Here is a 25,910-nt window from a genome sequence, read left to right on the forward strand (position 1 = left end):
GTATGAACGAGCGCTTGGGCGACATCTTTTCCGTGCGTTGACATCTGGCGCGAGCTGACCCAGGACTCTCCTCGCGGAGAGTTCTTCTTGTCGAAATCCTGACGGCACGGCGGGCGATTCGCCGTGCCCTGGGAAGGTTGACTGCCGAATGGGCAGCCGACCGATGCCCACATGTTCTACCGACTTGTTCGAAGCGAATCCTTGGATGCCGTATGAGTGAATCTGAATCCGAAGCGCGCACGTTCGATACGCCGGGTGCTCCCAGCGATGTGCCCATCGCCGTGATCGGTCTCGGTGCGCTGTTCCCCAAAGCGGAGCGGCTGGCCGATTACTGGGCCAATATCGTATCCGGCGAGGATTGCATAACGGATGTTCCTGCCGATCACTGGCGCATCGAGGACTTCTATCATCCGGACCCGCGAGCCGAGGACCGTACGTATTCCAAGCGTGGCGGATTCATCCCGACGATTCCGTTCGACCCGATGGAATTCGGCATCCCTCCGAAGACGGTCGAGGCCACCAGCGGTCTGCAGCTGCTGAGCCTGCTGGTGGCCAAGCAGACGCTGGCCGATGCGGGGATTCCCGACGCGGGCTGGTTCGACCCCGCCCGGTCCGGCGTGGTGCTCGGGACCGCGGGTGCGAGTCCGCTCGCCCGCGACATGATCCTGCGCATGCAGGCGCCGATGCTGATCGAGGTGCTGCGCAGCAGCGGCCTGAGCGAGGACGAAGCCGAGGCCATCGCGGAAAAATACAAGACGGCGTTCGCGCCCTGGCAGGAGAACACCTTCCCGGGCATCCTGGGAAATGTCGTCGCCGGGCGTATCGCGAACCGATTCAATTTCGGCGCACTGAATTGCACGACCGACGCGGCCTGTGCCAGCTCGCTGGCCGCGATCAATCTCGCGATCTCCGAGCTGGCGCTCGGGCGGGCCGATTTCATGCTGGCCGGCGGTTGCGATCTGGAGAACAGCCCGATCATGTATCTGTGTTTCTCCAAGACGCCGGCGTTGTCCGCGGGAGGCACGATCAAACCTTTCGACGAGCGTAACGACGGCACGCTCATCGGTCAGGGTATCGGAATGCTCGGATTGAAAAGGCTCGCCGATGCCGAACGCGACGGCGACCGCGTGTACGCCGTTGTCAAAGGAATGGGTTCGTCCAGCGACGGCCGGTTCAAGAGTATTTACGCGCCGCGCCTGGAAGGCCAGGTCGACGCCATGGAGCGGGCCTATCGGGCGGCCGGCGTCGCACCGGAGACGGTGCGCCTCATCGAATGTCACGGAACCGGAACACCGATCGGCGACATGGTCGAGGTCGGTGCCCTGAAGGAGTTGTACAGCGGCCGGGAAATAGACCGGCAGAGCATCGCGATCGGCACCGTGAAATCGCAGATCGGCCATACGAAATGCGCGGCGGGCGCGGCGGGCATCATCAAAGCGATTCTGGCGCTGCATCACAAGGTGCTGCCGCCCACGATCAACGTCGTCACGCCGAACAAACAGATGGGGTTCGACGACTCGCCGTTCTATCCCAACACCAAGGCAAGGCCCTGGCTGGTCGATCCGCGTGTCGGCGTGCGGCGCGCGGGCGTGTCCGCGTTCGGGTTCGGCGGCACCAACTTCCACTGCGTGCTCGAGGAGGCGCCGCGGGCCGACCGCAACGACACGCGCGGATGGCGCCGGTTCGTCGTGCACCTGTGGCACGCCGAGACTCCCGAGGAACTGGTGGTGGCGCTGGACCGCGAACCGGTGCGGCCCATGGCCGACGATCCCGTGCCCGGCGACCACGCCAGGGCGGCGATCGTCGCCCCGCACGGCGCGGAACTGGCGCCGTTGCGCCAGGCGCTGATCGAGCACATCGGCACCGACGGGTACGCCGAATTGCCCGACGGCGTGTGCTACGAACCGCGGGCGCGCGAGACCGGAAAGATCGCGGGCCTGTTCGCCGGACAGGGCAGTCAGTACACGGATATGGGCGCGGCGGCGGCCATGGCGTTCCCCGCGGTCCGCGCCGCGCTGGACGCCGCCGCGGCCCGGTTCCCCGGTGGGGAGTTCCACGGAACCGTCTACCCGCCTTCGGCTTTCGACCCCGCAACGCAGGCCGCGCAGCAATCCCGGCTGCGGGCTACCGATTTCGCCCAGCCCGCCATCGGCGCGCTCGCCCAAGGGCAGTTCGACCAGCTGCGGTCGCTGGGACTGAGCATCGACGGGGCGCTCGGCCACAGTTTCGGTGAACTGACCGCGCTGTGGGCGGCGGGCAGCATCGATGCCGAGGAGTTCGGCGCGCTGGCCCGCGCCCGTGGCCGGGCCATGGCGGAATGCGGGACCGCCGAAGGGGATTCCGGTGCCATGGCGGCGGTGAACGCGTCCGCCGATCGCGTCGGCGAAGTGCTGGCCGAACACCCGGACGTCCAGATCTGCAATGTGAACGCGCCGAAGCAGGTGGTGGTCGGGGGACCGACCGCGGCCGTCGAGGCGTTCGTCGGGGCCTGCGGAGAGGCCGGGATCGGCGCGCGTCCGCTCCCGGTGGCGGCGGCGTTCCACACCCCGCTCGTGGCGCCCGCCGTCTCGGCGTTCGCCGACGCGGTGGCCGGGGTGACGATCGGCGAGCCCGGCTTTCCGGTGTACGCCGACACCGCGGGTGCCTCCTACGGCGCCGATCCGGCGGCGAACGCCGAGGTGCTCACCGAGCAGATCGTGCGGCCGGTGGCGTTCGCGGATCGCCTCGCCGAGATGCACCGGGACGGCTTCCGGGTGTTCGTCGAGTTCGGCCCGAAGTCGGTGCTGTCGGGGATGGTCCGCGACTGCCTCGGCGATGACGCGATCGCCCTCGCGGTGGACGGCGGCCCCGGCGGGGACGGTGAGTTCGCCCTGTTGAGCGCGGCCGCGCGGCTGGCGGTGCTCGGCGTGCCGCTGGCCGGGCTGAACCGGGGCGTCGACCTCGGCACGGGCGAGCCGGAGCGGTCGCTGAGCCCGGCGACCGTGTGGCTCAACGGCGCCGAGTACGTGCCCGAACACCGCCGCACGGCGTACCGGGACGCATTGACCAACGGCTATCGGATCGAAAGGTCGACAACTTCGATGAACACCGACGACGTTCAGCAGCCGCACCCGGCGCAGGCCGAACCGGTCGCCCACCACGCGGCGAACGGCCATGCCGGCAACGGGCACGCGGGCTCGATCTGGGATATCGCGGCCCAGCACCTGAACATGCACCGCGAGTACCTGTCCAACCAGCTCTCGGTCGCCGAACGGATCAGCGATCTGCTGACCCACGAGGCGGGCAACGGCGCGCGCAGCGAAGTCATCGGCGGTATCGACGCCATCGCCCGGCACTCGCAGGCGATCAGCGAGGGGCACGTGCACGCCAGCGACGTGCTGCGCAGTTTCGCCGAACTCGAATCCGGTTCGGGGGTGCGCACACCCGCGCGGCCGCGTCCCGGTGACTTCGACGGCCGGGTCCTCGGCGGCGACGGCGGGCGCCTGGAGCCGTTCGCCCCGCCGCGCGCGCTGACCGCACCGCCCGCGACCCCGCCGCCCGCGACCCCGCCCGCCGCACCGGAGCCCGCGCCCGCCGCGCCGGTGGCGCCGCAGGCCGCGCCCGAACCGGCCGCGGTGAACGGTAGCGCGCCCGCCGAGGTGCCCGCCGCCGCGGAGATCCCGACCGATCCCGTGGTGATCGGGGAGATGCTGATCGAGGTCATCGCCGACAAGACCGGCTATCCGCCGGACATGCTCGAACTCGGCATGAACATGGAGGCCGACCTGGGCATCGACTCGATCAAGCGCGTCGAGATCCTCAGCTCGGTCCAGGAACGCTACCCCGACATCACGCCGCCGGAGCCGGAGAAGCTGTTCGCGCTGGCCACCCTCCAGGATGTCGTCGACTTCATCGCCGAGATGGCGCGCGGCGGGCAGCCCGCCGAGGCGATCGAGGTGCCCGCCGAGGTGATGTCCGACCCAAAAGCTGACGGCGGGCAGGAGGTGGTGCGGCGGATCGTCGCGACTACCTCGCTGCCCGCGGCCGACGCCCTCGTCGACGCCTACCGGGAGCACCCCGTCGCGGTGGTGGCCGGAGCCCGCACGGCACTGGCCGACGCGCTCGTGGCCACGCTGACCGAGCGCGGGTGGACGGTCGCCCGTGCCGGCGCGGAGGTCGCCGAGGACGCCCAGGTGGACCTGGCGCTGTGGGTGATGCCCGAGGACGGCGATCCGGCCGATGCCGAACGGGGACTGGTCGACGCCGCGATGTTCGGCGCGTGGTTCCTGCGCGCCGCCCCCGAAGCCGGTGAACGCCGACGCGCCTTCCTCACCGTCACCCGGGTGGACGGTGCCCTCGGGATGCGCGATCCGAGCGCGGCGGGCGCGGTGGCCGCGGGCGTGACGGGGCTGGTCAAGACGATCGGCTTCGAAGCGCCCCACCTGTTCGCGCGCGCGGTCGACGTGGCACCGGACCTCGACGAGGCGCCGGCGTGCGCCGCGCTGGTCGCCGAGCTGACCGACAGCGATCACGCGCTGCTGGAGGTCGGTATCGACGCCGAGCGGACCCGTCGCACCGTGACCGCGTCGGCGGCCGAACCGGCGCTCGCCGATCCGGCGCCGGAGTCGGTCGCGCTCGGCGCCGACGACGTCGTGGTGTTCACCGGCGGCGGCCGCGGTGTGACCGCTGCCTGCGCCCGTGCCCTGGCCGAGCTGTCGGCCGTCGAGGTGGTGCTGCTCGGGCGTACCGAACAGGCCGACGATCCCGGGTGGGCGGATGGCGTGGCCGACGGCGATCTGCGGGCGGCGCTGGTGCGAGAGCTGAAGTCGCGGGACGAGCCGGTGCGTCTGCGCGAGGTCGACGCGCGGGTGCGCGAACTCGTCGCGCAGCGGGAGATCCGGGCGACCCTGGCCGCGCTGCGGGAGGTGGCCGAGCGCGCCCACTACCTCTCCGTCGATGTGCGCGACGCCGACGCCGTCGCGCGGGCGCTGGACCCGTTCGCGGGCCGGATCGCCGGTGTCGTGCACGGCGCGGGCGTGCTCATGGACAAGCACCTCGTGGACAAGCCCGCCGAGGACGTGCGCGCGGTGCTGGCCCCCAAGCTCGGCGGGATCGAGGCGGTCCTGGCCGCGGTCGATCCGGCCCGGCTGCGGCACCTGGTGCTGTTCACGTCGGTGGCGGGCTTCTACGGCAACGCGGGCCAGGCCGACTACGCGATGGCCAACGAGGCCCTGTGCCGCCTCGGGATCCGCTACGCCGCCGACCATCCGGACACCGCCGTGACGGCGGTGAACTGGGGGCCGTGGGAGGGCGGGATGGTCCGCCCGGAACTGGCGAAGCTGTTCCGCGACCGCGGGGTGGCGATGATTCCGGTGGCGGTGGGCGCCCGGTGCTGTGCCGAACTGTTCGCGCGCACGCCCGGGGCCGACGTGGTGCACCTGGTGGGTCCGCCGGAACACGCGGTCCGCAGGCCGCGCGTCGACCTGCTCGGCGCGGGCCGGGTGGTGCGCAGGCAGATGGCCGAGCTGTACCGCAGCCCGGTGCTGGCCGATCATCAGCTCGCGGGCCACGTGGTGGTTCCGGCGTCGTACGCGGCGGGCGGGATGCTCAACGCGGTGGCCCAGGTGTGCGGGGTGTGGCCGCGCTCGTGGCGCAACTACTCGGTGCTCAAGGGCGTCATCGTCGATGGCAGCGAGCCGGAGGTACTCGAACTGGACATCCGGCGCGGCGCGGACGGCGCCGTCGGCGTGGTGGCCAGGGAGGAGTCCGGCCGGCCGCGCTACCGGCTCACCGTGCTCGATCCGCGCGAACCGGTCGAGCGGCCCGCGCCGCGCGCGCTGCCGCCGTTCGGCAGCGGTGAACCGGTGACCGTCTACCGGGACGGCACCATGTTCCACGGACCGGCGTTCCGGGGGCTGCGCCGCATCCTGCGCGAGACCGAGACCGAGATCGTGCTGGAATGCCTTGTCCCCGAACCTGTTCGGCGCGAACCGTATTTCGAGACCGACATCTTCGATCCGGTGCTGTCGGATGTGGCGTTGCAGGTGGTCGGCACCTGGGTCCGGCGCAAGCTCGGGATGAGCTGCCTGCCGTCGGAGGTCAAGTGGGTCGACATGTTCGGGCGCATCCCGTTCGACGAGCCGTTCGTGGTGTTCGGTCACGACTTCGTCCGCAAGTCGGCCAACACGATCGAGGTCAGCATCACCGTCTGCGATGCGACGGGCGCGGTGATGTGCGTCGTCGGCCGGCTGGTGGCGATCGCGAGCGAAGCGCTCAACGAGGTGTTCGCCGGCGGCCCGATGCCGGGTGCGGACGGCGACGCGGCGGCGCGGGAGACCTCCGATGTCCGATGAGCGAACCGTAGGCATCGCGTTGTCGGTCGTCGCCTACGGTTCGGGCGCGACCGCGGCGGAGGCCGTCCGCCGGGCCGTCGGCCGCCTGCGGGGACCCGCGACGGAGCGGGTGGCGGTGCTCGCGGCCGATCCGGAGCGGGCCGGGGAACTCTGGTCGGAACTCGCCGTGTTGGCCGGCTCGCCGCGACGCGGGCCGGTCGAGGCGGTATCCGCCTCGGCCTCCGGCGTGCCCGAGCTGGTGCGCGCGGCCGAGTTGACGGCGGCGGGCGCGGCCGACGCGGTGCTGGTCGTGGGCAGCGGCCACGACGCGCCCGCCGGTGCGCTGCTGCTGGTGGCCTCCGGTGACGCGACGGGCTACCGGGAGTTCGCGCGGGTCGAGGGCGCCGCGGTGTCGGCGGCCGGCGCGGGCGCCGCGGTCCGTTCCGCGCTGGCGGTTCCGGAGCGGCCCGAGGCCCTGGTCGAGCACCTTCGCTTCGCGGGTGTGCTCGACGGCCTCGCCGAACAGGTCGACGATGTGCGCACGGCGTTGCGCGAGTACGCCGACGCCGGCGAGTTGTCGTGCGTGGCGGGCTGGTCGGCGCGGATCGGGCTGGGCGCGGTGCTCGGGCTGGTCCACGACATCTACACCGCGACGCTCCCCGCGACGCCGGACGAGATCGCCGGCGCGGTATCGGGCGGCGCCCCGGTGTGCGTGAGCGTCACCCGGCAGCCGTGGGTGCGCCGACGCCGCGACGGACGGCGCACCGGCATGCTGTGCGTGCCCGAAAGTGCCGGGGGCGCGGGCGCTCTCGTGCTGTCGAACGAACTCGGCTCCGGCTACGACACACCTATCGATTGGATCGATAACGGCGGGCCCGCGCTGATCGTGCTGGACGGCGACGACGGTCCGGCCCTGCTCGCCGGCGTGGCGGGCGTGCGGTCCGATCTCGCGCGCGGCCTCGACCCGTTCGCGATCGCGCGTCGCGCGGCGGCCGTGACCGGGTCCGGCCGGTTGCGCGCCGTCCTGGTGGCCACCGACGCCGACGGCCTGCGGCGCGAACTCGATTCGGCCGAAAAACATCTCGCGGACGCGGTGCGGGAGGAGCGGTCGTGGGCGACCCCGGGCGGCAGCTTCTGCACGGGCCGCCCGCTCGGGCCGGACGGCAAGGTCGCCTTCGTCTACCCCGGCACCTTCGCCATGCACCCGGGCGCCGAAGCCGGACTATTCCGCCTGTTTCCCGGGCTGCTCGCCGGCGTGGAGAGCTTCGAGAGCAGGCCGTTCGACGCGCTCGCGATCGCCGACAGCTACCTGCGCGCCCCGCACCGACCCACGCCCGACGAGGTGGCCGCGCACGCGACGGCCCTGCGCTCCGACGTCGGATTCATCTCCTCGGCCGGCGTGTACTTCGGACTGCTCAGCACACCGATGCTCAAAGACCTGCTCGGCATCGTGCCCGACGGCGGATTCGGCTACAGCATGGGCGAGATCTGCATGCTCTGGGGCCTGGGCGTGTGGGCGCAGAGCGAGGAGATCGGGCTCGGCGTCCGCCGCTCGCCGATCTTCACCGACGAGTTGTTCGGCCGCCGGTCGGTGGTGCGCCGCGCCTGGGACCTCGACGCGTCGGTCCCCGACGATCAGGTCTGGCTGACCGTGGTCGTGGTGGCCCCGGTGACCGAGGTCCGGGCCGTGGTCGAGCGCTACGACCGGGTGTTCATCACCCACGTCGACATGGCCGACGAGGTCGTCCTCGCCGGCGATCCCGCGCAGTGCCGCGCCGTGCTGCGGGAGCTGGGCGCGCCGTCGGTGCCGCTGCCGGGCGGCGGTCCGGTCCTGCACGTGCCGCTGGTCGAGCGGGCGGGTGCGAGCGTGCGCGCGCTCACCGAGCACGACCTGTCGGGCCGCGCCGAGCTGCCGGAGCTGTTCTTCGCGACGCGCCCGGACGTGGACCTGCGCGATGCCGCGGCGGTGGCGGGCGTCGTCGAGGAGCTGTGCCGCTCGGAGGTCGACTTCGCGGCGCTGTGCGCGCGGGTCCACGACGCGGGCTACCGGTACTTCATCGAGGTCGGGCCCGGATCGGACGGCACGCGGTGGATCGGGCGGAATCTGGCCGAGCGCCCGCACGTTGCGGTGAGCATCGACCAGCGCGGCGGCGCGCTGGCGATGTCGCTGGCGCGCGCCCTGGCCCGGCTGATCAGCGCGGGACTCGAGGTCGATCTGAGCAGGTTGTTCGGCGCGCCGGAAAGCACGGCCGAGGAGACGGAGGCGGAGATGACGGGTCGGCAACCGGTCGGGGCGGCCGACGGCCCCGCCGCCGCGCCCGCGCCGCGGGGCGGTGCCGGAGACGACGACTGGGATGTCATCCGGATCGAAGAACCACTGCTGTGGGAGGCGGGCGATCCGCCACCGCCCGAGCCGGTTCGCGCGCCGGAACCGGTTGCGCCCGAGCCGATCCCGGACCGGCGTCCGATCCCCGCGGCGAACGGCCACGCCCCCGCGGCGAACGGGCGGGCCGACGCGGCCGCCCACCTGGCCGGTCTCGGGCTGCGCGGGGTCGCCACATCGGCCGCATGGGTGGCGCAGGCCCATATCGCGGCATTGCAGGCGCAGTCGGCGTTTCAGACGCTGCTGCTGACCCGCCTGGAACACCAGGCCGGCCTGGACCACGGAGAACCCGACGCGCCGGCCGCGGGGCTTCGAATCGTCGGCGATTCCACCACCGGCGACACCAGAACGGTGCTCGCCGAACTGGACTCGCCATGGGACGAGAGCTGGGTGCTCGGCGGCCGCGTGGTCGCCGCGGCGTTCGTGCGCGCCGTCGATGAGGTGCTCGCCCTCGCCGCGCCGTTCGGCCCCGATCGTGCGGTTCGGACACCGCGGCTGAGCTGGGTGCACCGCGATCGGACACCCGTGGCGGGCGCGCCGATCCGGTTGCGGCTGGACCTGACTCGCGATCCGGCCGACGCGGCCACCCTGCGGTGCATCGGCCGGTTCACCTCCGCGACGACCGTGCTGGCCGACGTCACCGACGGCGTCGTCGCCGCGACCGACCACCGGAGCCCGGCGCCCGCGCCGGTCGAACCGCGTGCGCTGTCGCGGCGCGCTTTGCGCCGCAAGGGATTCAAGCCCATCGAGGACAGCGGGCGCACCGGCTTGGCGGCCGCGGATCTGGAGCGGCTGGCGCGGGGCCGGATGGTGGAGGTGTTCGGTCCGCGCTGGGATCAGCGCAGACCGGGCGGCAACTCCCGGATCGCGGCCGCGCCACCGGGCGCGCAGCTGCTGGCCGAGGTCACCGAGATCGACAGTCGCGGTGGCGAATTCCGCTTCGGCTCAGCCACCGCCCTGCTGCGCCCGGACGCGGCGGAGCGGTGTGGGTGGCGCGACCATCCGGCGGCGTCGCTGGTCGAGGCGGCCTCCCAACTGGTCCGGGTGTACGCGATCGGGCTCGGTCTGCCGCTCGTGTTCGCCGACGCCGAATTGCTGCCCGCCCGCGACATGGCGGCGACGCTGCGCTGCGGCCCCGTCCCGGATCCCGGTGCCCAGACGCTGCGCTACGAACTAGAGGTCGTCGAGATCGCCATGGTGCCGCGCCCGGCAGTGATCGCGAACGTGCACGTCTACGCGGGCGAGGCCCTGGTGGCGACCGTCGAGACCCTCGGCATCGAGGTGCGCGAGGTCCCCGGTTCCGATTACCGTCCCGAACTGCGCGACGGCGAGTCGGTCTTCCTCGGCCGGTACGGCACGCGCGGAGAGGTGGCCTGGCTCAACGAATTCCACCTCGCGCACATGGAGAGCGGCGATCTGTCGGTGGCGATGGGCCAGGTCGTCGACGGCTACCGGGGCAAGACCCGGCTGCACCTGCCCAACAGCGAGTTCCGGCTGGTCGACCGCATCGTCGACTTCACGCTGGCCGATGCGAAGCTGCGCGGCGGGTCGCTGGTCACCGAGTACGACGCGGCGAGGCAGTGCTGGTACTTCCACGACAATTCGTTCGACGGCATCCCGGGATCGATCGTCATGGAGTCGACGTTGCAGGCCGCCGCGGTGACCGGGTCCTGCATGGGCACGATGACGGTGATGCCGCTGGACCAGAAGCTCTCGGTCCGCAACCTAGACGGCACGGCCACCTTCCTGGCCGATATCGACGTGCGCGGCCGTACCTGGCGCCAGCACACGCAGTTGCTCTCGACCACGCACGTGGTCGGTCAGGTGCTGCAGCGATTCCGCTACACGCTGGAGGTGGACGGTGTCCCGTACTACGAGGGCACCTCGCTGTTCGGGTACTTCACCGACCAGGCGCTGGCCTCCCAGGTCGGCCTGGACGGCGGCAAAGAGGTCGGCTGCCGCCTCGACGAGCAGGCTCCTGGCCCGGACGTCGAGGTCGCCGAACTCGACCTGACCGGGCAGCGGGAGTGGCTGCCGGACAACGGCCTTCGCCTCGGCGAGGGGCACTTCGGGCTGCTGGACCGGGTCTGGGTGGTGCGCGACGGCGGCCGCAACGGGCTCGGCTACCTGAAGGGGACCCGCCGCATCGACCCCGACGACTGGTACTTCGACTGCCACTTCCACGGCGATCCGGTGATGCCGGGCTCGCTCGGGGTCGAGGCCGCCATGCAGGGGTTGCAGACCTACGTGATCGCCGCCGGACTGGCCGACGACCTGGGTGAGGTCCGCTTCGCCGTCCCCACCGGGATCCCGTTCACCTGGAGCTATCGCGGGCAGATCCTGCGGCACGAGGAGCGGATGGACGTCGAACTCGATGTCACCGAGGTCCGCAGGACCGAGACCGGGCTGGTGGTCGTCGCCGACGCCAGTGTCTTCAAACCCGGCATGCGGATCTACGAATTCTCCGGCCTCGCGGTCGAAGTGCGGGAGGTGCGGTCATGACGGTGGCGCAGCGGATCGGATCCGCGCCCGCGGCGCCCGGCGCGGGTCCGGTGGTGCGGACCGACCTGGCGGGGATGCGCGCGGTGCTCGCGCGGCTCGACTCGCCCTGTCACGTCGTGTCCGACGACGGGCGGCTCGGCGTGAGCACGACCGTCCCGCCCGCACCGGCGCGGGTGCTGGCGACCGTCCCGCCGTGTCCGCCGGATCGCTTGGGCGCCAGTTCCTTCCGGCGCGAACACGGTGTGGATCTGGCATACCTGGCGGGGGCGATGGCGCACGGCATCGCCTCGGTGCCGCTGGTGCGGGCGATGGCGCGGGCCGGTCTGCTGGCCTCGTTCGGCTCCGGCGGACTACCGCTGGAGACGATCGACCGCCGGGTGGGCGAGCTGCGCGAGTCCGTTCCCGACCGCCCGTTCCTGGTCAATCTGCTGCATTCGCCACACGATTCGCGGTTGGAGTTCGGCACGGTGGAACTGCTGGCCCGCCACGGTGTGCGCGCCGTGGAGGCTTCGGCCTTCCTGGACATCACGCCCGCCCTGGTGTGGTGGCGGTTGAGCGGATTGACGCGCCACGGCGGGCGCGCGGTGACCGGGCACCGGCTGATGGCGAAGGTGTCCCGGTTCGAGGTCGGGTCCCGGTTCCTGGCACCGGCGCCCGAGCCGATGGTCGCCGACCTGGTGGCGCGCGGTCTGCTCACCGCCGAGCAGGCCGAGCTGGGCCGCACGGTGCCGATGGCCGACGACATCACGGTCGAGGCCGATTCCGGCGGGCACACCGACGGCCGGTCGCTGACCGCACTGCTGCCGCAGTTCGCGCAGGAGCGGGAAGCCGCGCGCGGACGCTGGGCACCGGCGGGCGCGGTGCGGCTCGGTGTGGCGGGCGGACTCGGCACGCCCGCCGCCGTGGCGGCGGCATTCGCGCTGGGCGCCGACTACGTGGTCACCGGCTCGGTCAACCAGGCGTGCGTGGAGGCCGACGTCTCCGACACGGCCAAGGCGATGCTGGTGGCGGCGGGTGCGGCCGACACCGCCATGGCGCCCTCGGCCGATATGTTCGAGATGGGATCCCAGGTTCAGGTGCTGCGCAAGGGCACGATGTTCGCCCAGCGGGCCCAGCGCCTGCGGCAGCTGTACGACAGGTACGGCGGCCTCGACGAACTCACGGCCGACGATCGGATGTGGCTCGAGCGGCGGGTGCTGCGGATGACCCTCGACGAGGCGTGGGCGCGGGTGTGTGAGTACCTGCGCCGCGCCCAGCCGGATCTCGCGCCCGAGAGCCTCGATCCGCGCCGCCGGATGGCGATGGTGTTCCGGTGGTACCTGGGCCTGTCCTCGCGGTGGGCGCAGGAAGGCCGGGCCGACCGGACCGTCGACTACCAGCTGTGGGCGGGCCCGGCGCTAGGCGCGTTCAACGACTGGGCCGCGGAGTCGGTGCTGTCGGACCTCGGGCGTCGCACGGTCACCGAGGTGGCCGCCAACCTGATGGTGGGCGCCGCGTATTCCCTTCGGGTGCACCAACTGCGGGTCCTCGGCGTGCGGATGCCGCCCGCGGTGGAACTGTTCCGGCCCGTTCCCGACTGCGCCGCGTACGCGCGACAGCTCCTCCGGTGAGGCGGTGGACGGTGGAGAAGATCTGGGCGACGGCCCCGGACGGCGGCACCGCTCCGGTGCGCTGCGTGCCGCCGCGCGGCGGCACCGGCACCGGTCCACCGCCCGTCGTGGTGGTGGTGCCCGGACTCGGTGTCGCCGCGGGGTACTACGAACTCTTCGCGCGTGCCCTCGCCGCGAAGGGTCTGGCCGCGGCGGTCTGCGAGGTGCGTGGTCAGGGTGAAAGCCGTTGCTGTGGTGACCGATACGGCTACCGCACGATTGTCGAGGACGATCTGCCCGCGGTGCTGGCGGCGGTGCGGGAACGGTTCGGCGGCGGGCCGCGCTACTTGCTGGGGCACAGCATCGGTGGCCAGCTGGCGACGCTGTACGGGGCCGCGGGCGGTCGCGGCCTCGACGGGTTGATCCTGGTCGCCTCCGGCACGAACTATCACCGCGTCCACGGCCGGGGCATGTCGGCGATACTGTTGCTCGGCGCGCTCGCGGGCGGTGCCGGGCCGTCGGGGCGGGCTGATCCGTTCGGTGCGTTCGCCGCGCATTCCCGCCGGTTCCACCGGGATTGGGCGCACGTGGTGCGCACCGGGCGATTCGAGCCGCACGGCGCGACGGTCGACTACGAGGCGCTGATCGCCCGGATGACCGTGCCGGTGCTGGCGATCCGGCAGCACGCGGACCGGCTCGCGCCGCACCGCTCGGTAGAACATCTGCTCGCCAAGATGCGCGCGGCCCGGGTGACCCGGTGGACGGCGCCGACCGAAGGGCACAACGCGTGGATCGTCGACCCGCGCGCCACCACCGACCGGATCCATCGGTGGATCACCGAATCGCGTGCGGGCCGGGCGATTCCCGCGGTCCGGTGACCGGAAGGAGAGAACATGTCAACGGCGGTGACGCTCACCGGAGTGCCCGAGACCATGCTGTGGACCCTGCACGGCCGGGCGGGTGAGGACGGACAAGCGAATCCCGTTCTGCACGACCCGGACTGCGTGCGCATCTACAAGTCCATCGACTACGACTACCACCGCAGCTTCGGTCCGCCGGACCGCGGCCTGGCGGTGCGCGCCGCCGCGTTCGACGACGCGCTGCGCCCGTGGCTGCGCGATCATCCCGGCGGCACCGTGATCGAACTGGCCGCCGGCCTCGAGACCCAGATGCTCCGGTGCGACGACGGCCTGGTGCGCTGGCTCGCGGTGGACGTGCCGGACGCGGTCGCCGTCCGCGAGCGCTTCCTGCCGTCCACGCCGCGACATCGCTGCCTGCCGGTCAGCGCCCTGGACCGGGCGTGGTTCGACGAAGTCGACGCCGCGCGTGGGGTTTTCGTGAGCGCCCAGGGCCTGTTCATGTACTTCAGCGAATCGGAGGTGCGGGCGCTGTGCGCGCGGATCCTGGACCGGTTCCCCGGCGCGACACTGGTGTTCGACGTGGTGCCGCGCTGGTTCTCCCGCAAGACCCAGGAAGGCCACGCGCTCACCGAGTACTACACGACGCCGCGCATGCCGTGGGGTGTGGACTGCGGCGAAGTGGGTCCGCTGGTGCGCAGTTGGAGCGCGCGGATCACCGGTGTCTCCGTGCTGGCGTACGGTCCGTCGCGCGGTGTGGTGCCCGCCGCGACGCTCGACCGCATGCCGATGTTGCGCGACCTGTTGCCCAGCATCGTCCGGGTGGGTTCGGCATGAACGCCGCACCGGACGACACGGCGCGCGGGGACGGCGTGGCGCGCCCCGCGCTCGCCCATCTGGCGCGCACCCTCGGCGCACCGGGCGACCCCCTCGAATTCCTCGCCGAGGTACCGGATCCGGACCTGCGGGAGTTCCGGGTGCGCATCGCCGACGAACTGCGCCGCGATTCGGGCGAGGTGATCGCGGCGCTGGCTTCGGCGTCGTCGATCCTGCCGACCGGCCTCATGGCCAAAGTCGCGCGGCGCACCGGCAATCCGGTGTTCGTGGCCTGCCTTGCGGCCGCGATCGAGCCGGCGCGGGCGGCGAAGGTGGCGGCGGGTCTGCCGCCCGCGTTCCTGGCGGAGGTGGCCGCCGAACTCGAGCCCCGCGACGCCGGGGCGATCGTCGGCCGCCTGCCCGCCCGAGTGCTCGCGGAGGTCGCGCGGGAGCTGGCGCGGCGGCAGGATTGGGTGAGTCTGGGCGGACTCGTCGGCGAGCTGCCCGAGGCGGCGGTGCGGGCCGCCATCGCCGAACTGAGCGATCGGGCGCTGATCGGCGCCGCGGCGATGGTCGAGTCGGGACAGGACCTCGCCACGGTGATCGGCGCGGCGCCGGTGGCGCGGGTGCCGGGCCTGCTGGCCGCGGTCGCCGAGGCGGACCTGTGGGACGAGTTCGACGCGCTGGCGCCGCACCTGCCCGCCGAGCACCGGGCCGTCGCCGAGCGCGCGGCGCGCGAACTCGGCGAGGCGGTGGCCGGCCGGTTCCACGCCGCGGTGGCCGCGGGCGCGCCGGCCGGTGTCCCCGAGAGCGACGAGTGAGGAGCGACAACGAGTTATGAGTACGGACAAGATCGCGGTGGGGCTCGACGGCGTTCCCGAGACCCTGCTGTGGCCCCTGTACGGCCGCGCGGCCGAAGCCAGGCGGCGCGACGGAGTGCTGCGCGACGCGCGGGCGGTCGCGGTCGCCGATCGCGTCGACTATCCGTTCGAGGAGCGATTCGGGCGGCCGAGCGCGGCGTTCGCGCTGCGCGCGCGCTGCTTCGACAAGTACGTCGAGGACTTTCTGGCGCGGCATCCGGAAGGAACCGTGGTGTCGCTGGGCGAAGGGCTGGAAACCCAGTTCTGGCGGGTGGACAACGGTACGGCGCGGTGGTTGACGGTGGATCTGCCGGAGACGATCGAGGTGCGCCGCAAGCTGCTGCCCGACGGACAGCGCCGCCGCAGCCTGGCGTGCTCGGCGCTGGATCTGCGCTGGATGGACGAGGTGGCCACCGAGAACGGTGTGTGCGTCGTGGCGCAGGGCCTGTTCATGTACTTCGACCGTGCCGAAGTCGACCGGCTGATCGGCGCGTGCGCCGACCGCTTTCCCGGCGCCACACTGATTTTCGACACGATGCCCGCGTGGCTGACGGGCGGCTCGTGGTTGCGCACCTTGATGATGCGGGGCAACCGCACCCGAGGTGACGGCGAATACCGCCTGCCCGAGATGGCGTGGGGCACCCGGTTCGGTGAACTCGAGCGGCTGCGCGCGCTGCATCCGCGCATCGCCGCGGCCCGGGACATCGGCTTCCCGCCCGGACGCGGGCTGGTGTTCGGCTATCTCAACCCGTTCCTCGGAGTGCTGCCGGTGGTCCGGGAGTTCCGGCCGCGCAACTTCCTGCTGACCATCGCGCCCGAGCCGGACGCACAGCGCACCTGAGCGAAAGAAATATCATGGCTGACAAGGGTTCTCGAGAACGGTTGACCGTCGATCTGACCGCCACGCCGGACGCCGTCGTGCTGTACCTCGGCATCAAGGCGGTCCGCCCGAGCGGCTACGGACACATCATCAAGATGCGGGCCCAGCTGCGGGAACTGGCCGCGCACCCGCCCGACGGGATGCTCGCCCACGAGGACTTCTACTGGTCGTTCCTGCCGCTGCACGTCGGTTTCCGGCAGTTCTGGCGCGATCCCGACAGCTTGGACCGCTACGCCCACACCGGCGAGCACCGGGATTGGTGGCGGCGGTTCCTGGGCGATCCCAAACGCTCGACCGCGGCCTGGCACGAGGCGTACTTCATCTCCGGCGGGGTGGACCTGCTCTACACCGATATGGACAACACCGTCGGGTGGGCGCGGTTCGCCCCCACCACGGTCGCGCGCGGCCAGTCCTACTCCAGCCGGGGCCGGGCCGGGCTGGCCGCGCCCGGGGTCGCCGAGCCGGAGATCGCCGAGACCTCCTTCTATGACGGCTCCGACCTCGAGGGCGGCCCGGCATGAGCGGGAGCACCGACGCCGAGTTCGCCGCGGGAGTGCTCGCCGGCGCGCCGAAATCCATTGCGGACCTGCCGGAATCGGCCAAGGCCGAGCTCGCGGCCCGGATCGGGCAGGCGCGGGCCCGGCGGGTGGCGCAACTGCGCGCGGCCCGCCTGAGCGCGCTGGAACTGTTGCCGCCGTTCCTGCGCGGACCCGTCCGGCGCCTGTTCGATTCGGCGGGCTCACCGCCGTCCGCCCGCACCGAAACACCCAGGGAGAGTTGAATGCTGGAACTGACCGATGTGGTGAAGGAATACCGGGTCGGCGGCCATGTGGTGCGTGCCCTGGACCGGGTGTCGCTGAGTTTCCCCGTCGGTGAGTTCACCGTGATCGTGGGGCCCTCCGGCTCCGGCAAGAGCACGCTGCTGCATCTGCTCGGCGCGCTGGACGCACCGGATTCCGGATCGATCCGCTTCGGCGCGGAGGAGGTCGGCGACTTCGACGACGAGCGCCGGTCGGAGTTCCGGCGCCACCAGGTCGGTTTCGTCTTCCAGTTCTTCAACCTGCTGCCCACCCTGTCCGCGTGGGAGAACGTCGCGCTGCCGGTGCTGCTCGACGGCGGGCGGCTGCGGCGCGCCCGGCCGCGGGCGCTCGAACTGCTCGACCTGGTCGGCTTGTCCGAGCGGGCCGACCACCGGCCCGCCGAACTGTCCGGCGGGCAGATGCAGCGCGTCGCGGTGGCCAGGGCGCTGATCATGGACCCGCCGCTGATCCTGGCGGACGAACCGACCGGCAATCTGGATTCCGCGTCGGGCACCTCGATCCTGGAGTTGTTGCGCGAGATCACCGGGCGCGGGAACACCGTGGTCATGGTGACCCACGACCCCGCCGCCGAGCGCTACTGCGACCGGGTGGTGCGGGTGCGCGACGGGTCGGTGGAATCGGTGGAATCCCGCACCGCCGGTGCGGACGAGGACGCCGATCGAGTCGAGGCGCAGGCGCGATGATCACGGCGTGGACGCGATTCCGGATCCTGCACATCCGGGAGCTGATCGCCCATCCCGGCCGGACGCTGATGGCCATGGTCGTCATGGGGGTGTCGGCCGGGCTGCTGGTCGCCATGCTCGGCATCTCCGGCTCGGTGACCGGTTCGGTGGACCGCCTGGCCCGTGGCCTGGGTGGCAACGCCGCCCTCGAGATCACCGGCATCACCGGCACCGGTTTCGACGAGGCGGTTCTCGCGCGGGTAGCGCCGGTGCCCGGGGTCGACGCGGCGGTGCCGATGGTGCGGACCAGGATCGGCACCGAGCGCGGGCCGATGCTGCTGGTCGGCGCCGACGCCTCGGTCACCGCGCTGGAGAGCGACCTCGCCGAGCCGTTGCGCGGACTGGCCACCGAACTGCTCAGCGGGGTGGTGGTCGGCGCGGCGACCGGATACCAGGTCGGCGACGAGGTGCGGGTGGACGGACGGGCGGCGCGGGTCACCGGCGTGCTCGCCGAGGACGTATCCGACCGGCTCAACGGCGGCCACCTGGTCGTCGCGATCCTCGACCGCGCCCAGCAGCTGGCCGGACAGACCGATCAGCTGAACTCGATCCAGATCGTCGCCGAACCGGGCGCCGACGTGGAGCGGCTGCGCGCGGACCTGGTCACCGCGGTGGGCGGGCAGGCGGTCGTGGCGGATCCGGGCCTGCGCACGGCGCAGGCGGGCGGGGCGATCGCGCTCGTGCGGTACTCGACGCTGATGGCCGCGGCGGCCGCGCTGGTGGTGTCGGCGTTCCTGATCTACAACGCGATGAGCATGGCTGTCGCCCAACGCCGCCCGATGCTGTCCACGCTGCGGGTGCTCGGTGGACGCAAGCGGCCGATGGTCCGCGACCTGCTGCTCGAAGCGGCGCTGCTGGCCACCTACGGCGCCGTCGGCGGGGCCGTGGTCGGCGTGTTCGCCGGGCAGCTGTCCCTGGCGGCGCTGCCCGCCGCGATCGTGGATTCGGTGGAGGCGCGGACCGAATACGTGGTGCCGTGGACGGCCATCCCGATCGCGATCGTCGCGTGCGTGGCGGCGGGCGTGTGCGCCGCCGCGGTCGCCGCGCGGCAGGTGTACCGGGTCGAACCCATCGAGGCTCTGGCGCCGGTGGGGGTCGGGCGCGCCGACGCCGTGTCGCCGGTGCTGCGGTGGGGCGCGGTGCTGGTCGCGGTGGTCACCGCGGTAGCCGCGGTCGCCGTCGCGTGGATCGACTTCGGCCGCTACTCCCTGGCGGCGATCACGCTCGCCTTCGGCGCCGCGCTGGCGGCCTGTTTCGCCGCGACCGGTCCCATCGTCGCCTGCTGCGCGGCGGTCGCGCGGCGTTTCGGTGCGCCGGGCGCGCTCGCCGCGGTCACGCTCGAGCGCGCGCCCCGGCGGGTCTGGGCGACCACGATGACGGTGATGATCGGCGTCGCCGCCACGGTGGCGCTGGGCAGCGCCTCGGCCAACATGATCGATTCGGCCACCGAGACATTCGACGACCTCGCGCGGATCGACGCGTTCGTCACGCCGTCGGGCATGCGGGGTTTCCCGACCGGTCCCGCCCTGCCCGGCGATCTGGGCGCGCGGATCGAGGCGGTGCCCGGCGTCGACTCCGTCGGTCCCGGGCAGATGGCCTACGCCACGCTCGGGCGCGATCGCGTGGTGCTGCAAGGTTTCCAGCCGGGGACGCCCAACGACGTCCTGCACGCGCTGGAGCCGGGGGTGGCTGAACGGATGATCGCGGGGGAGGGCGTGGTGCTCTCCCGGGACGTGGCCGCCTCGCTGGACGCCGGTTCCGGCGCGCGGCTGGTGCTGCCGACGCCCACCGGGCCACGCGATGTCGAAGTGCTCCAAGTGGTTCCGTACTTCTCCGCGCTGGGCGGCATCGTCGTCATGGACCTGGACGTGATGAGGCAGTGGTACCGCAGCGACGGCGCGACCGTCCTCAACGTGTTCTTCGAACCGGACGCCGACGCGGCGGCGGTGCTCGAGCGGGTGCGCGCGGTGGTGCCACCGCAGTACGCGGTGGAGTCGGGTGCGCAGGCACTGGACGCGATCGCGGCCTCGGTCGGCCAGGGCGCGGCGATGAGCAACGCCATCCTGTGGATCGTGGTGCTGGTCGCGGCGGTCGCGCTGCTGAACACGCTGATGCTCTCGGTGCTGGAACGCCGCCGCGAACTGGGTGTCCTGCGCGCCATGGGCGCCGGGCGGCGCTTCGTGCTGCGTTCCGTGCTGGCCGAGGCCGCGGGGATCGGGGTGGCCGGTGCGGGCCTGGGGCTGGCGGTCGGCGCCCTCACCCAGTACATCGCGACCTCGGCGATGTCGCACGCGGTGACGGTGGACGTGCGCTACGAACCCAGCCCCCTGCTGGTCGTCTACGCCGTCGCGGCGCTGGCCCTGGCGCTGATCGGCGCGGTACCGCCCGCACTGCGCGCGGTGCGCCTCCCGATTGTGGCGGCCATCGCCGTCGACTGACCGGGGCCCGCGGGCATCTCCGCGCGCGGTCGAAGCCGCGTCGACTCGACAGTTCTCAGCACGGCGACCGGCTTCCCTGACGTAGGCGGCCTCGTTGGGGCAACCCACATCCCGTCCCGGTCGACCCGGTGATCGAACTTCACGCGCGACGGCTGCCGCGCCCCGGTGCGTTCGGCCGGTCGATACGATCGGCGTCGATGAGCCTCTTCCCGGCGGTCGTGCCGAACTTCACCGACCCGGCTGCCGCGCCGGAATTGCAGCGACGCTGGCGGCGGGCTCGTCGGCTCCTCTACCTCAGCTATATCGGGATTCCGGCGCTGCTGGTGGTGTGGGCCGGTGTGGCGGGGGTGCCGGAGGGCAGGCCGGTGGACGCGGCCGGGCTCGCGGCGGGGGTGGTATGCGCGGTGTGCGTGGCTGTGCCGGCGGTATGGGCACTGCTCTGGTTGTACCGCAAAGGTATTCGGGACTGGTTGCAATGGACCAGGGTGATGCTCAGCGGCTACGGGCAGGTCGCCGTGGCGGCGGTGCTGTTCTTGGCGCTGCCGGGGACGAACCTGTCGGCGTTCGAGGTGCGGACCGCGATTCCCGGCGGGCTGGTGGTGCCGATGGTCGGCTACATCTGCGCGGGGCTGGCGCGCAAACGCATGACGGTGCCGCTGTGCGCCGAACTCGGTGATCTCGACATCGATCTCGTGCTCACCCGTCAGCTCGAGCACCGCATCGACCCGATGAAGCACGGGGTCCGGGCGATCATCGTCTACGCGTACCGCGACCGGATCCACTGGCTGGACGCGCGCGGCAACCTACCGCTGTTCCCCGCCGAGCGCATCGAAGTGTCGTACGCGGACATCGCCGCGGTATGGCCGGTCCACGCCCCACGGGACGGCACCCATCGCTGGTACGTATCCCCGGACGGCTACGCCTGGCCACCCCACCACGATCAAGCCGTCGTCCTGCGCACCCACCGTTCCCCGCACCCCATCGCGATCCCCGTCGACGACGCCCACGCCGCCACCGAGATCCTCACCCGCCGCATCCACCGCCTCCGCACCCGTGCGGAGGCGCCGTAACTCAGCGCACCATCGCACCGATCCCCGGCGGCAGCAGAACATCCTTTCCGATGTCGGCGGCGACGCCGGCAAGTGCCGGGTTTGAGTTCACGAAGACCGCCAGCGACTTGAACGTGCCATCGATCAGGTCACGAACCGAGGACGCGGCGGGGCCGAGCGCTTTGATCGCCTGGATCAGCGTGTTCAAGATCTGCACCACCTTCGACGTCGAGGAGGCGATCCGCGCGAGGGCACGCGAGACGACCGCGGGCGTCCCGGTCGTCAGCGTGCCCATGATGATGAGCGCGTCGGTGACCAGTCCGCCGGCCAGCGCCGCCAGGACGTCGCGGATCGCGGTGCGTATACCCGCGACGAATTCCCCTGCGCTCATAGTGAGCTGCGCCGTGATGTCGGCGGTCTGCGCGGCGGCCGTGAGGTGCTGCACCAGGTCCGTCGAGCGAGTGCCGTAGGCGGTGGCCGTGGCGCCCGTCCAGTTGGTGGTACCGGCTTCGACCGTCGTGGACAAGTCGGCGACGAGCTGGGTGAGCTCCTGCTGGATGGCGGACCACGCGGCCGCGGATTCCTTGATTACACCGGGATCGCCCGCTACCGAGTTGAACGCCTCGCGTATCGGCTCACAGTGCTCGATCATCCAGGAGATCAACTGCCCCGAGACGTAGCCGATGGGGTCGGTGGCGGCGCTGAGCATGTCGATGCTCAGCGCCGCCGCACCGGAGAACGCATTGAAGATGCTGCCGCTGCTTGCGCCGTGGCCGATCTGGACCAGCGCCTCGACCGCCGTGACGCCGATGTAGTCGCCTGCGTCGTTGCCCTGTACGTCGATCGTGCTCGGATTCAGCACCGGTGGCCACCTTCCCGAGGGAGCTGATGCGCAGTGTTGTGGTGCGGTCGGTCGGATCGGCTCATGTCAGACCGTCCTTCTGGTTGCCTATCCGGTACGCGGCAGTTTCGTCGACCGCCGAGAACTGGTCCGCGCAGGTCGCGAGCCGGTCGGCAGCGGTCTGCAACGCCGCGCTGATCTGGCCGATCTGCTCGGCGGCGGGTTCCTGGATCAAGGTCCGCAACATGATGCCGATCGGCTGTGCCTGGATGCCGAATGCCATGGCCAGATCCGCCGACTGCGTCGCGCTCCTGGCGGCCTCGGCGACCGCGTGGATGCGGTCGGAGATGCCCGCCACTTGCTTCGAGTGCCCGGACAACTGCCGGGGGCTGACTTGGACTTGATCGCTCACGGTCCGCTCCTTCACCCGTACGGCGTGGGGGCGGCGACCGACCGCCCGGTACATCTGTTCATAGTTCTTCGACGCACGATCGGTCGGATCGGTTCCATGAATCCGTGAGGTTTGCGCCGGATGGGCGCCGCGCCGCCGTTCGGGCGACGGCGCGGCGGTCCGGTTACGACACCACCGGCAGGTACACCTTTCCTCCGGTTTCGGCGAACTCGGCGGACTTCTCGGCCATGCCCGCTTCGAGGGCTTCCACGTCGGTGAGGTTGTGTTTCTCGGCGTAGTCGCGGACGTCGGCGGAGATGCGCATGGAGCAGAACTTGGGGCCGCACATGGAGCAGAAGTGGGCGGTCTTGGCGGGTTCGGCAGGCAGGGTTTCGTCGTGGTACTCCCGCGCGGTGTCGGGGTCCAGGGACAGGGCGAACTGGTCGCGCCAGCGGAATTCGAAACGGGCCTTGGACAATTCGTCGTCGCGGCGTTGCGCGAGGGGGTGGCCCTTGGCGAGATCGGCGGCATGGGCGGCGATCTTGTAGGTGATCACGCCGACCTTCACATCGTCCCGGTTGGGCAGGCCCAGATGCTCTTTCGGCGTCACGTAGCAGAGCATGGCGGTGCCCGCCTGCGCGATGATCGCCGCGCCGATGGCGGAGGTGATGTGGTCGTAGGCGGGCGCGATATCGGTGGCCAGCGGGCCCAGCGTGTAGAAGGGCGCCTCCTCGCAGAGCTCTTCCTCGAGCTTCACGTTCTCCACGATCTTGTGCATCGGCACGTGCCCGGGGCCCTCGATCATCACTTGCACGCCATGGGATTTCGCGATCTTGGTGAGCTCACCCAGGGTGCGCAGCTCCGCGAACTGGGCGGCGTCGTTGGCGTCGGCGATGGAGCCGGGGCGCAGTCCGTCGCCGAGGGAGAACGTCACGTCGTAGCGGGCCAGGATCTCGCACAGTTCCTCGAAGTGCGTGTACAGGAACGACTCCCGGTGATGCGCGAGGCACCACGCCGCCATGATCGACCCGCCGCGCGACACGATGCCCGTGACGCGTTTGGCGGTGAGCGGGATGTAGCGCAGCAGCACGCCAGCGTGCACGGTCATGTAGTCCACGCCCTGCTCGCACTGCTCGATCACGGTGTCGCGGTAGATCTCCCAGGTGAGCTTCACCGGGTCGCCGTTCACCTTCTCCAGCGCCTGGTAGATCGGCACGGTGCCGACCGGTACCGGGGAGTTGCGCAGGATCCACTCGCGCGTCTCGTGAATGTTCTTGCCGGTGGACAGATCCATGATGGTGTCGGCGCCCCACCGGGTGGCCCACACCATCTTCTCCACCTCCTCGGCGATGGACGACGACACCGCCGAGTTGCCGATATTGGCGTTGATCTTGACCAGGAACTTCTTGCCGATGATGGTCGGCTCCAGCTCCGGATGCCGGTGGTTGGCGGGGATCACCGCCCGGCCGGCGGCGACCTCCTCGCGCACCAGTTCGGGGGCGACCTCCTCGCGGGCGGCGATGAACCGCATCTCCGGGGTGATGACGCCCTGGCGGGCCCAGTTGAGCTGGGTGCGGGGGCCGGGCACGTCGGGCGTCACCCAGCTCGCGCGCAGCTTCGGCAGCCCGGCTTCCAGGTCGATGGTCGCGTTGTCGTCGGTGTACGGCCCGGAGGTGTCGTACACGTCGAAGGTGTCGCCGTTGGTGAGATTGATGCGGCGCACTGGAATCCGCAGGTCGTCGACCTCGCGGTAGTGCTTCACGCTGCCCTCGATGGGGCCGGTGGTGACGGTGTCCACGGACGCGCGGATGTCAGCCATACTTTCCTCCCTACGCCGGCATTACCCGGTCAGGTTCATACGGTCGACGGCCCTGACCGCCCTCGCGGGCTAGCCGTCCTCTCAGCCCGCTGGTGCGAGCCCCCGTTGGCGATGAAATTGTCCCGACCGACCATACCGCGCCCCGCAACCCCCGATCCGCGCACGTCCGGGGCTCACAGGCCGGGGTGATTCACCGTGAATCACCCCGACCGGTGCGGCGGGTCAGCGTTCGTGGGGGCCGATGGGGTAGCCGAAGGCGCCGAAGGTGGCGTTGAGGTTGATCTCCAGTTGGGTGAGCAGGGCGGTGGGGTCGGCGAGCATGGAGACGACGTTGTCGGTGCGGCAGCCGGACTGGGTGGTGGCGGTCGGGTCGAGGCGTTGTTTCAGCCAGTTGAAGGTGGCGGGCATGCCGAGGGTGGGGAGGGTGAGGTGTTCGCTGAGGTGGTCACGGGTGTAGACGACCGAGGCGCCGCCCTCGCAATACTGTTGGGCCAGGCGATCATTCGTCCACACGGGCACGCCTTCGTCGAATACGCCCTGGTACAGGAAGATCGGCGCGGTCGGTGTGTTCTTGCCGAGCACGGTGGCGTCGAAGACCTCTCGGATCTCGGGTAGCGCCAGGAACTCGGCGATCGGAATCGTCAGCAGCCGTTGGTAATCCACGAACATCTGGGTGAGCGCGTTGCGCGGCAGGCACTGCGCGTTCGTGCGGTCCATGAGGGCTCGGCCCTCCGGTGTGAGGTGGCGGTAGGTGACCTCCTTGAACGCGGGGTAGGCGTTCGACAGCGAGGCGATGCCGATGCCGATCAGGCTGGAGAACATCGAACCGTTCACGTGCAGCAGCGATTCCACGTCGGAGACGGGCGCGCCCATCGCGATGCCCCGAATGTTCAGCTCGGGCGCGTAGGCCGGGTGCATCTCAGCGGCCCAGCCCGACGCCATACCGCCACCGGAGAAACCCCACAGGGCCACCGGGGTATTCGCGCCGTCGAGCCCCAGGGGTTCGAAACGCTGCGCGGCCCGGACGCCGTCCAAGGTCATGTAGCCGGGTTCCTTCGCGACGGCGAGATGCCCGTTCAACCCCTCGTAGTCGGGGATGGACACCGCCCACCCTTTGCTGATCAGCGCCGCGAGCGCGATGAGCTCGCTGTTGGAGTGGATGCCTTCGAGTCCGGGCAGTCCGGCGCCCTGCCGCAACACGAACGACGGCGCGCACGCGGGACTCGCACTGTCGTAATAGAACTGGAGCGAGACCAGCGGCCGCGACCGGTTCGGGTCCGCCCCGGCGGGCAGGACGACGGTGGACACCGCGACGGTCGGCCGGTCGAACAGGTCGGTCGTGCGATACATCAACTGCCAGGACCGCACGTTCAGCGGCAACGCGGTCAGCACCGCGAGCTGGACTTCACGCGACCGCAGCACGGTCCCGGGTTCGGCCGACTCGAAACCCTCGGGTGGCGCGTAGAACGAATCATGCTGCGGCAGTGGCACGGCCGCCGCTCGCGGGGCGGCGACCGCGCCCATGAGCACCAGCGTCATCGCCGCCAGCAGTGCTGTGAACGCGCGCCGGAGCCCGGCCGGATCGCCTTTGATCGCTGACACGTGCGGTCCCTTCCTCGACTGTGACAGCG

General features: G+C 71.4%; 16 protein-coding genes. 12 read left to right on the plus strand and 4 right to left on the minus strand.

Going from position 1 to position 25,910, the window contains the following annotated elements; genetic code table 11:
• The first annotated feature begins 212 nt into the window (after positions 1–212).
• The 12 genes from OHB21_RS10300 (at position 213) to OHB21_RS10355 (ending at position 21,249) form a co-directional block, all read left to right on the plus strand.
• Complete coding sequence (locus tag OHB21_RS10300; protein ID WP_195124580.1) at positions 213–6,332, plus strand: type I polyketide synthase; 6,120 nt, start codon at positions 213–215, stop codon at positions 6,330–6,332.
• Complete coding sequence (locus OHB21_RS10305) at positions 6,322–11,196, plus strand: hypothetical protein (protein ID WP_328438437.1); 4,875 nt, start codon at positions 6,322–6,324, stop codon at positions 11,194–11,196. The genes OHB21_RS10300 and OHB21_RS10305 overlap by 11 nt, the downstream gene beginning before the upstream one ends.
• Entirely contained in the window at positions 11,193–12,806 is a 1,614-nt protein-coding gene (locus OHB21_RS10310; protein WP_067511435.1) for a PfaD family polyunsaturated fatty acid/polyketide biosynthesis protein, read from the plus strand. The genes OHB21_RS10305 and OHB21_RS10310 overlap by 4 nt, the downstream gene beginning before the upstream one ends.
• A gap of 11 nt (positions 12,807–12,817) precedes the next feature.
• Positions 12,818–13,663: an alpha/beta fold hydrolase gene (locus OHB21_RS10315; protein ID WP_067511434.1), complete on the plus strand. Its 846-nt coding sequence runs from the start codon at positions 12,818–12,820 to the stop codon at positions 13,661–13,663.
• A gap of 15 nt (positions 13,664–13,678) precedes the next feature.
• Entirely contained in the window at positions 13,679–14,479 is an 801-nt protein-coding gene (locus OHB21_RS10320; RefSeq protein ID WP_067511433.1) for a class I SAM-dependent methyltransferase, read from the plus strand.
• Positions 14,476–15,279, plus strand: coding sequence for a hypothetical protein (locus tag OHB21_RS10325; RefSeq protein ID WP_067511432.1), 804 nt, complete (start codon positions 14,476–14,478; stop codon positions 15,277–15,279). The genes OHB21_RS10320 and OHB21_RS10325 overlap by 4 nt, the downstream gene beginning before the upstream one ends.
• Before the next feature lie 16 nt (positions 15,280–15,295).
• Positions 15,296–16,159: a class I SAM-dependent methyltransferase gene (locus OHB21_RS10330; protein WP_195124581.1), complete on the plus strand. Its 864-nt coding sequence runs from the start codon at positions 15,296–15,298 to the stop codon at positions 16,157–16,159.
• 14 nt (positions 16,160–16,173) lie between these two features.
• The gene (locus OHB21_RS10335) at positions 16,174–16,719 is read left to right on the plus strand and encodes a monooxygenase family protein (RefSeq protein WP_067511430.1); all 546 of its coding nucleotides are present in this window, start codon (positions 16,174–16,176) and stop codon (positions 16,717–16,719) included.
• Positions 16,716–16,979, plus strand: a complete 264-nt coding sequence (locus OHB21_RS10340; RefSeq protein WP_067511429.1) for a hypothetical protein — start codon at positions 16,716–16,718, stop codon at positions 16,977–16,979. The genes OHB21_RS10335 and OHB21_RS10340 overlap by 4 nt, the downstream gene beginning before the upstream one ends.
• Positions 16,980–17,702, plus strand: coding sequence for an ABC transporter ATP-binding protein (locus tag OHB21_RS10345; protein ID WP_067511428.1), 723 nt, complete (start codon positions 16,980–16,982; stop codon positions 17,700–17,702).
• Entirely contained in the window at positions 17,699–20,179 is a 2,481-nt protein-coding gene (locus tag OHB21_RS10350) for an ABC transporter permease (RefSeq protein WP_067511427.1), read from the plus strand. The genes OHB21_RS10345 and OHB21_RS10350 overlap by 4 nt, the downstream gene beginning before the upstream one ends.
• 197 nt (positions 20,180–20,376) lie before the next feature.
• A complete protein-coding gene (locus tag OHB21_RS10355; protein ID WP_195124582.1) occupies positions 20,377–21,249 on the plus strand; it encodes a hypothetical protein in 873 nt (290 codons plus the stop codon).
• A gap of 1 nt (position 21,250) precedes the next feature.
• Here the strand turns inward: OHB21_RS10355 and OHB21_RS10360 are convergent, their stop codons facing one another.
• From OHB21_RS10360 to OHB21_RS10375, 4 genes are all read right to left on the minus strand, one after another.
• Positions 21,251–22,090, minus strand: a complete 840-nt coding sequence (locus tag OHB21_RS10360; RefSeq protein ID WP_067511425.1) for a WXG100 family type VII secretion target — start codon at positions 22,088–22,090, stop codon at positions 21,251–21,253.
• Positions 22,091–22,151: 61 nt separating this feature from the next.
• Positions 22,152–22,481, minus strand: a complete 330-nt coding sequence (locus OHB21_RS10365) for a type VII secretion target (protein WP_170160793.1) — start codon at positions 22,479–22,481, stop codon at positions 22,152–22,154.
• A 163-nt stretch (positions 22,482–22,644) separates the two neighbouring features.
• On the minus strand, positions 22,645–24,279 hold the full coding sequence (gene thiC, locus OHB21_RS10370) for a phosphomethylpyrimidine synthase ThiC (protein ID WP_067511423.1): 1,635 nt from the start codon (positions 24,277–24,279) through the stop codon (positions 22,645–22,647).
• A gap of 222 nt (positions 24,280–24,501) precedes the next feature.
• Positions 24,502–25,881 carry a lipase family protein gene (locus tag OHB21_RS10375; protein WP_067511422.1) on the minus strand — a complete coding sequence of 460 codons (1,380 nt, stop codon included), beginning with the start codon at positions 25,879–25,881 and terminating at the stop codon, positions 24,502–24,504.
• Positions 25,882–25,910: the final 29 nt, after the last annotated feature.

The organism is Nocardia puris (genome assembly GCF_036051655.1).
Taxonomy (GTDB): Bacteria; Actinomycetota; Actinomycetes; order Mycobacteriales; family Mycobacteriaceae; genus Nocardia; species Nocardia puris.

Bases quoted from the DNA above. Each gene is read 5' to 3' on its own strand.
- OHB21_RS10300 (WP_195124580.1), top strand. From the start codon at position 213: ATGAGTGAATCTGAATCCGAAGCGCGCACGTTCGATACGCCGGGTGCT.
- OHB21_RS10350 (WP_067511427.1), top strand. From the start codon at position 17,699: ATGATCACGGCGTGGACGCGATTCCGGATCCTGCACATCCGGGAGCTG.
- OHB21_RS10345 (WP_067511428.1), top strand. From the start codon at position 16,980: ATGCTGGAACTGACCGATGTGGTGAAGGAATACCGGGTCGGCGGCCAT.
- OHB21_RS10330 (WP_195124581.1), top strand. From the start codon at position 15,296: ATGAGTACGGACAAGATCGCGGTGGGGCTCGACGGCGTTCCCGAGACC.
- OHB21_RS10335 (WP_067511430.1), top strand. From the start codon at position 16,174: ATGGCTGACAAGGGTTCTCGAGAACGGTTGACCGTCGATCTGACCGCC.
- OHB21_RS10340 (WP_067511429.1), top strand. From the start codon at position 16,716: ATGAGCGGGAGCACCGACGCCGAGTTCGCCGCGGGAGTGCTCGCCGGC.
- OHB21_RS10310 (WP_067511435.1), top strand. From the start codon at position 11,193: ATGACGGTGGCGCAGCGGATCGGATCCGCGCCCGCGGCGCCCGGCGCG.
- OHB21_RS10305 (WP_328438437.1), top strand. From the start codon at position 6,322: ATGTCCGATGAGCGAACCGTAGGCATCGCGTTGTCGGTCGTCGCCTAC.
- OHB21_RS10325 (WP_067511432.1), top strand. From the start codon at position 14,476: ATGAACGCCGCACCGGACGACACGGCGCGCGGGGACGGCGTGGCGCGC.
- OHB21_RS10320 (WP_067511433.1), top strand. From the start codon at position 13,679: ATGTCAACGGCGGTGACGCTCACCGGAGTGCCCGAGACCATGCTGTGG.
- thiC (WP_067511423.1), bottom strand. From the start codon at position 24,279: ATGGCTGACATCCGCGCGTCCGTGGACACCGTCACCACCGGCCCCATC.
- OHB21_RS10355 (WP_195124582.1), top strand. From the start codon at position 20,377: ATGAGCCTCTTCCCGGCGGTCGTGCCGAACTTCACCGACCCGGCTGCC.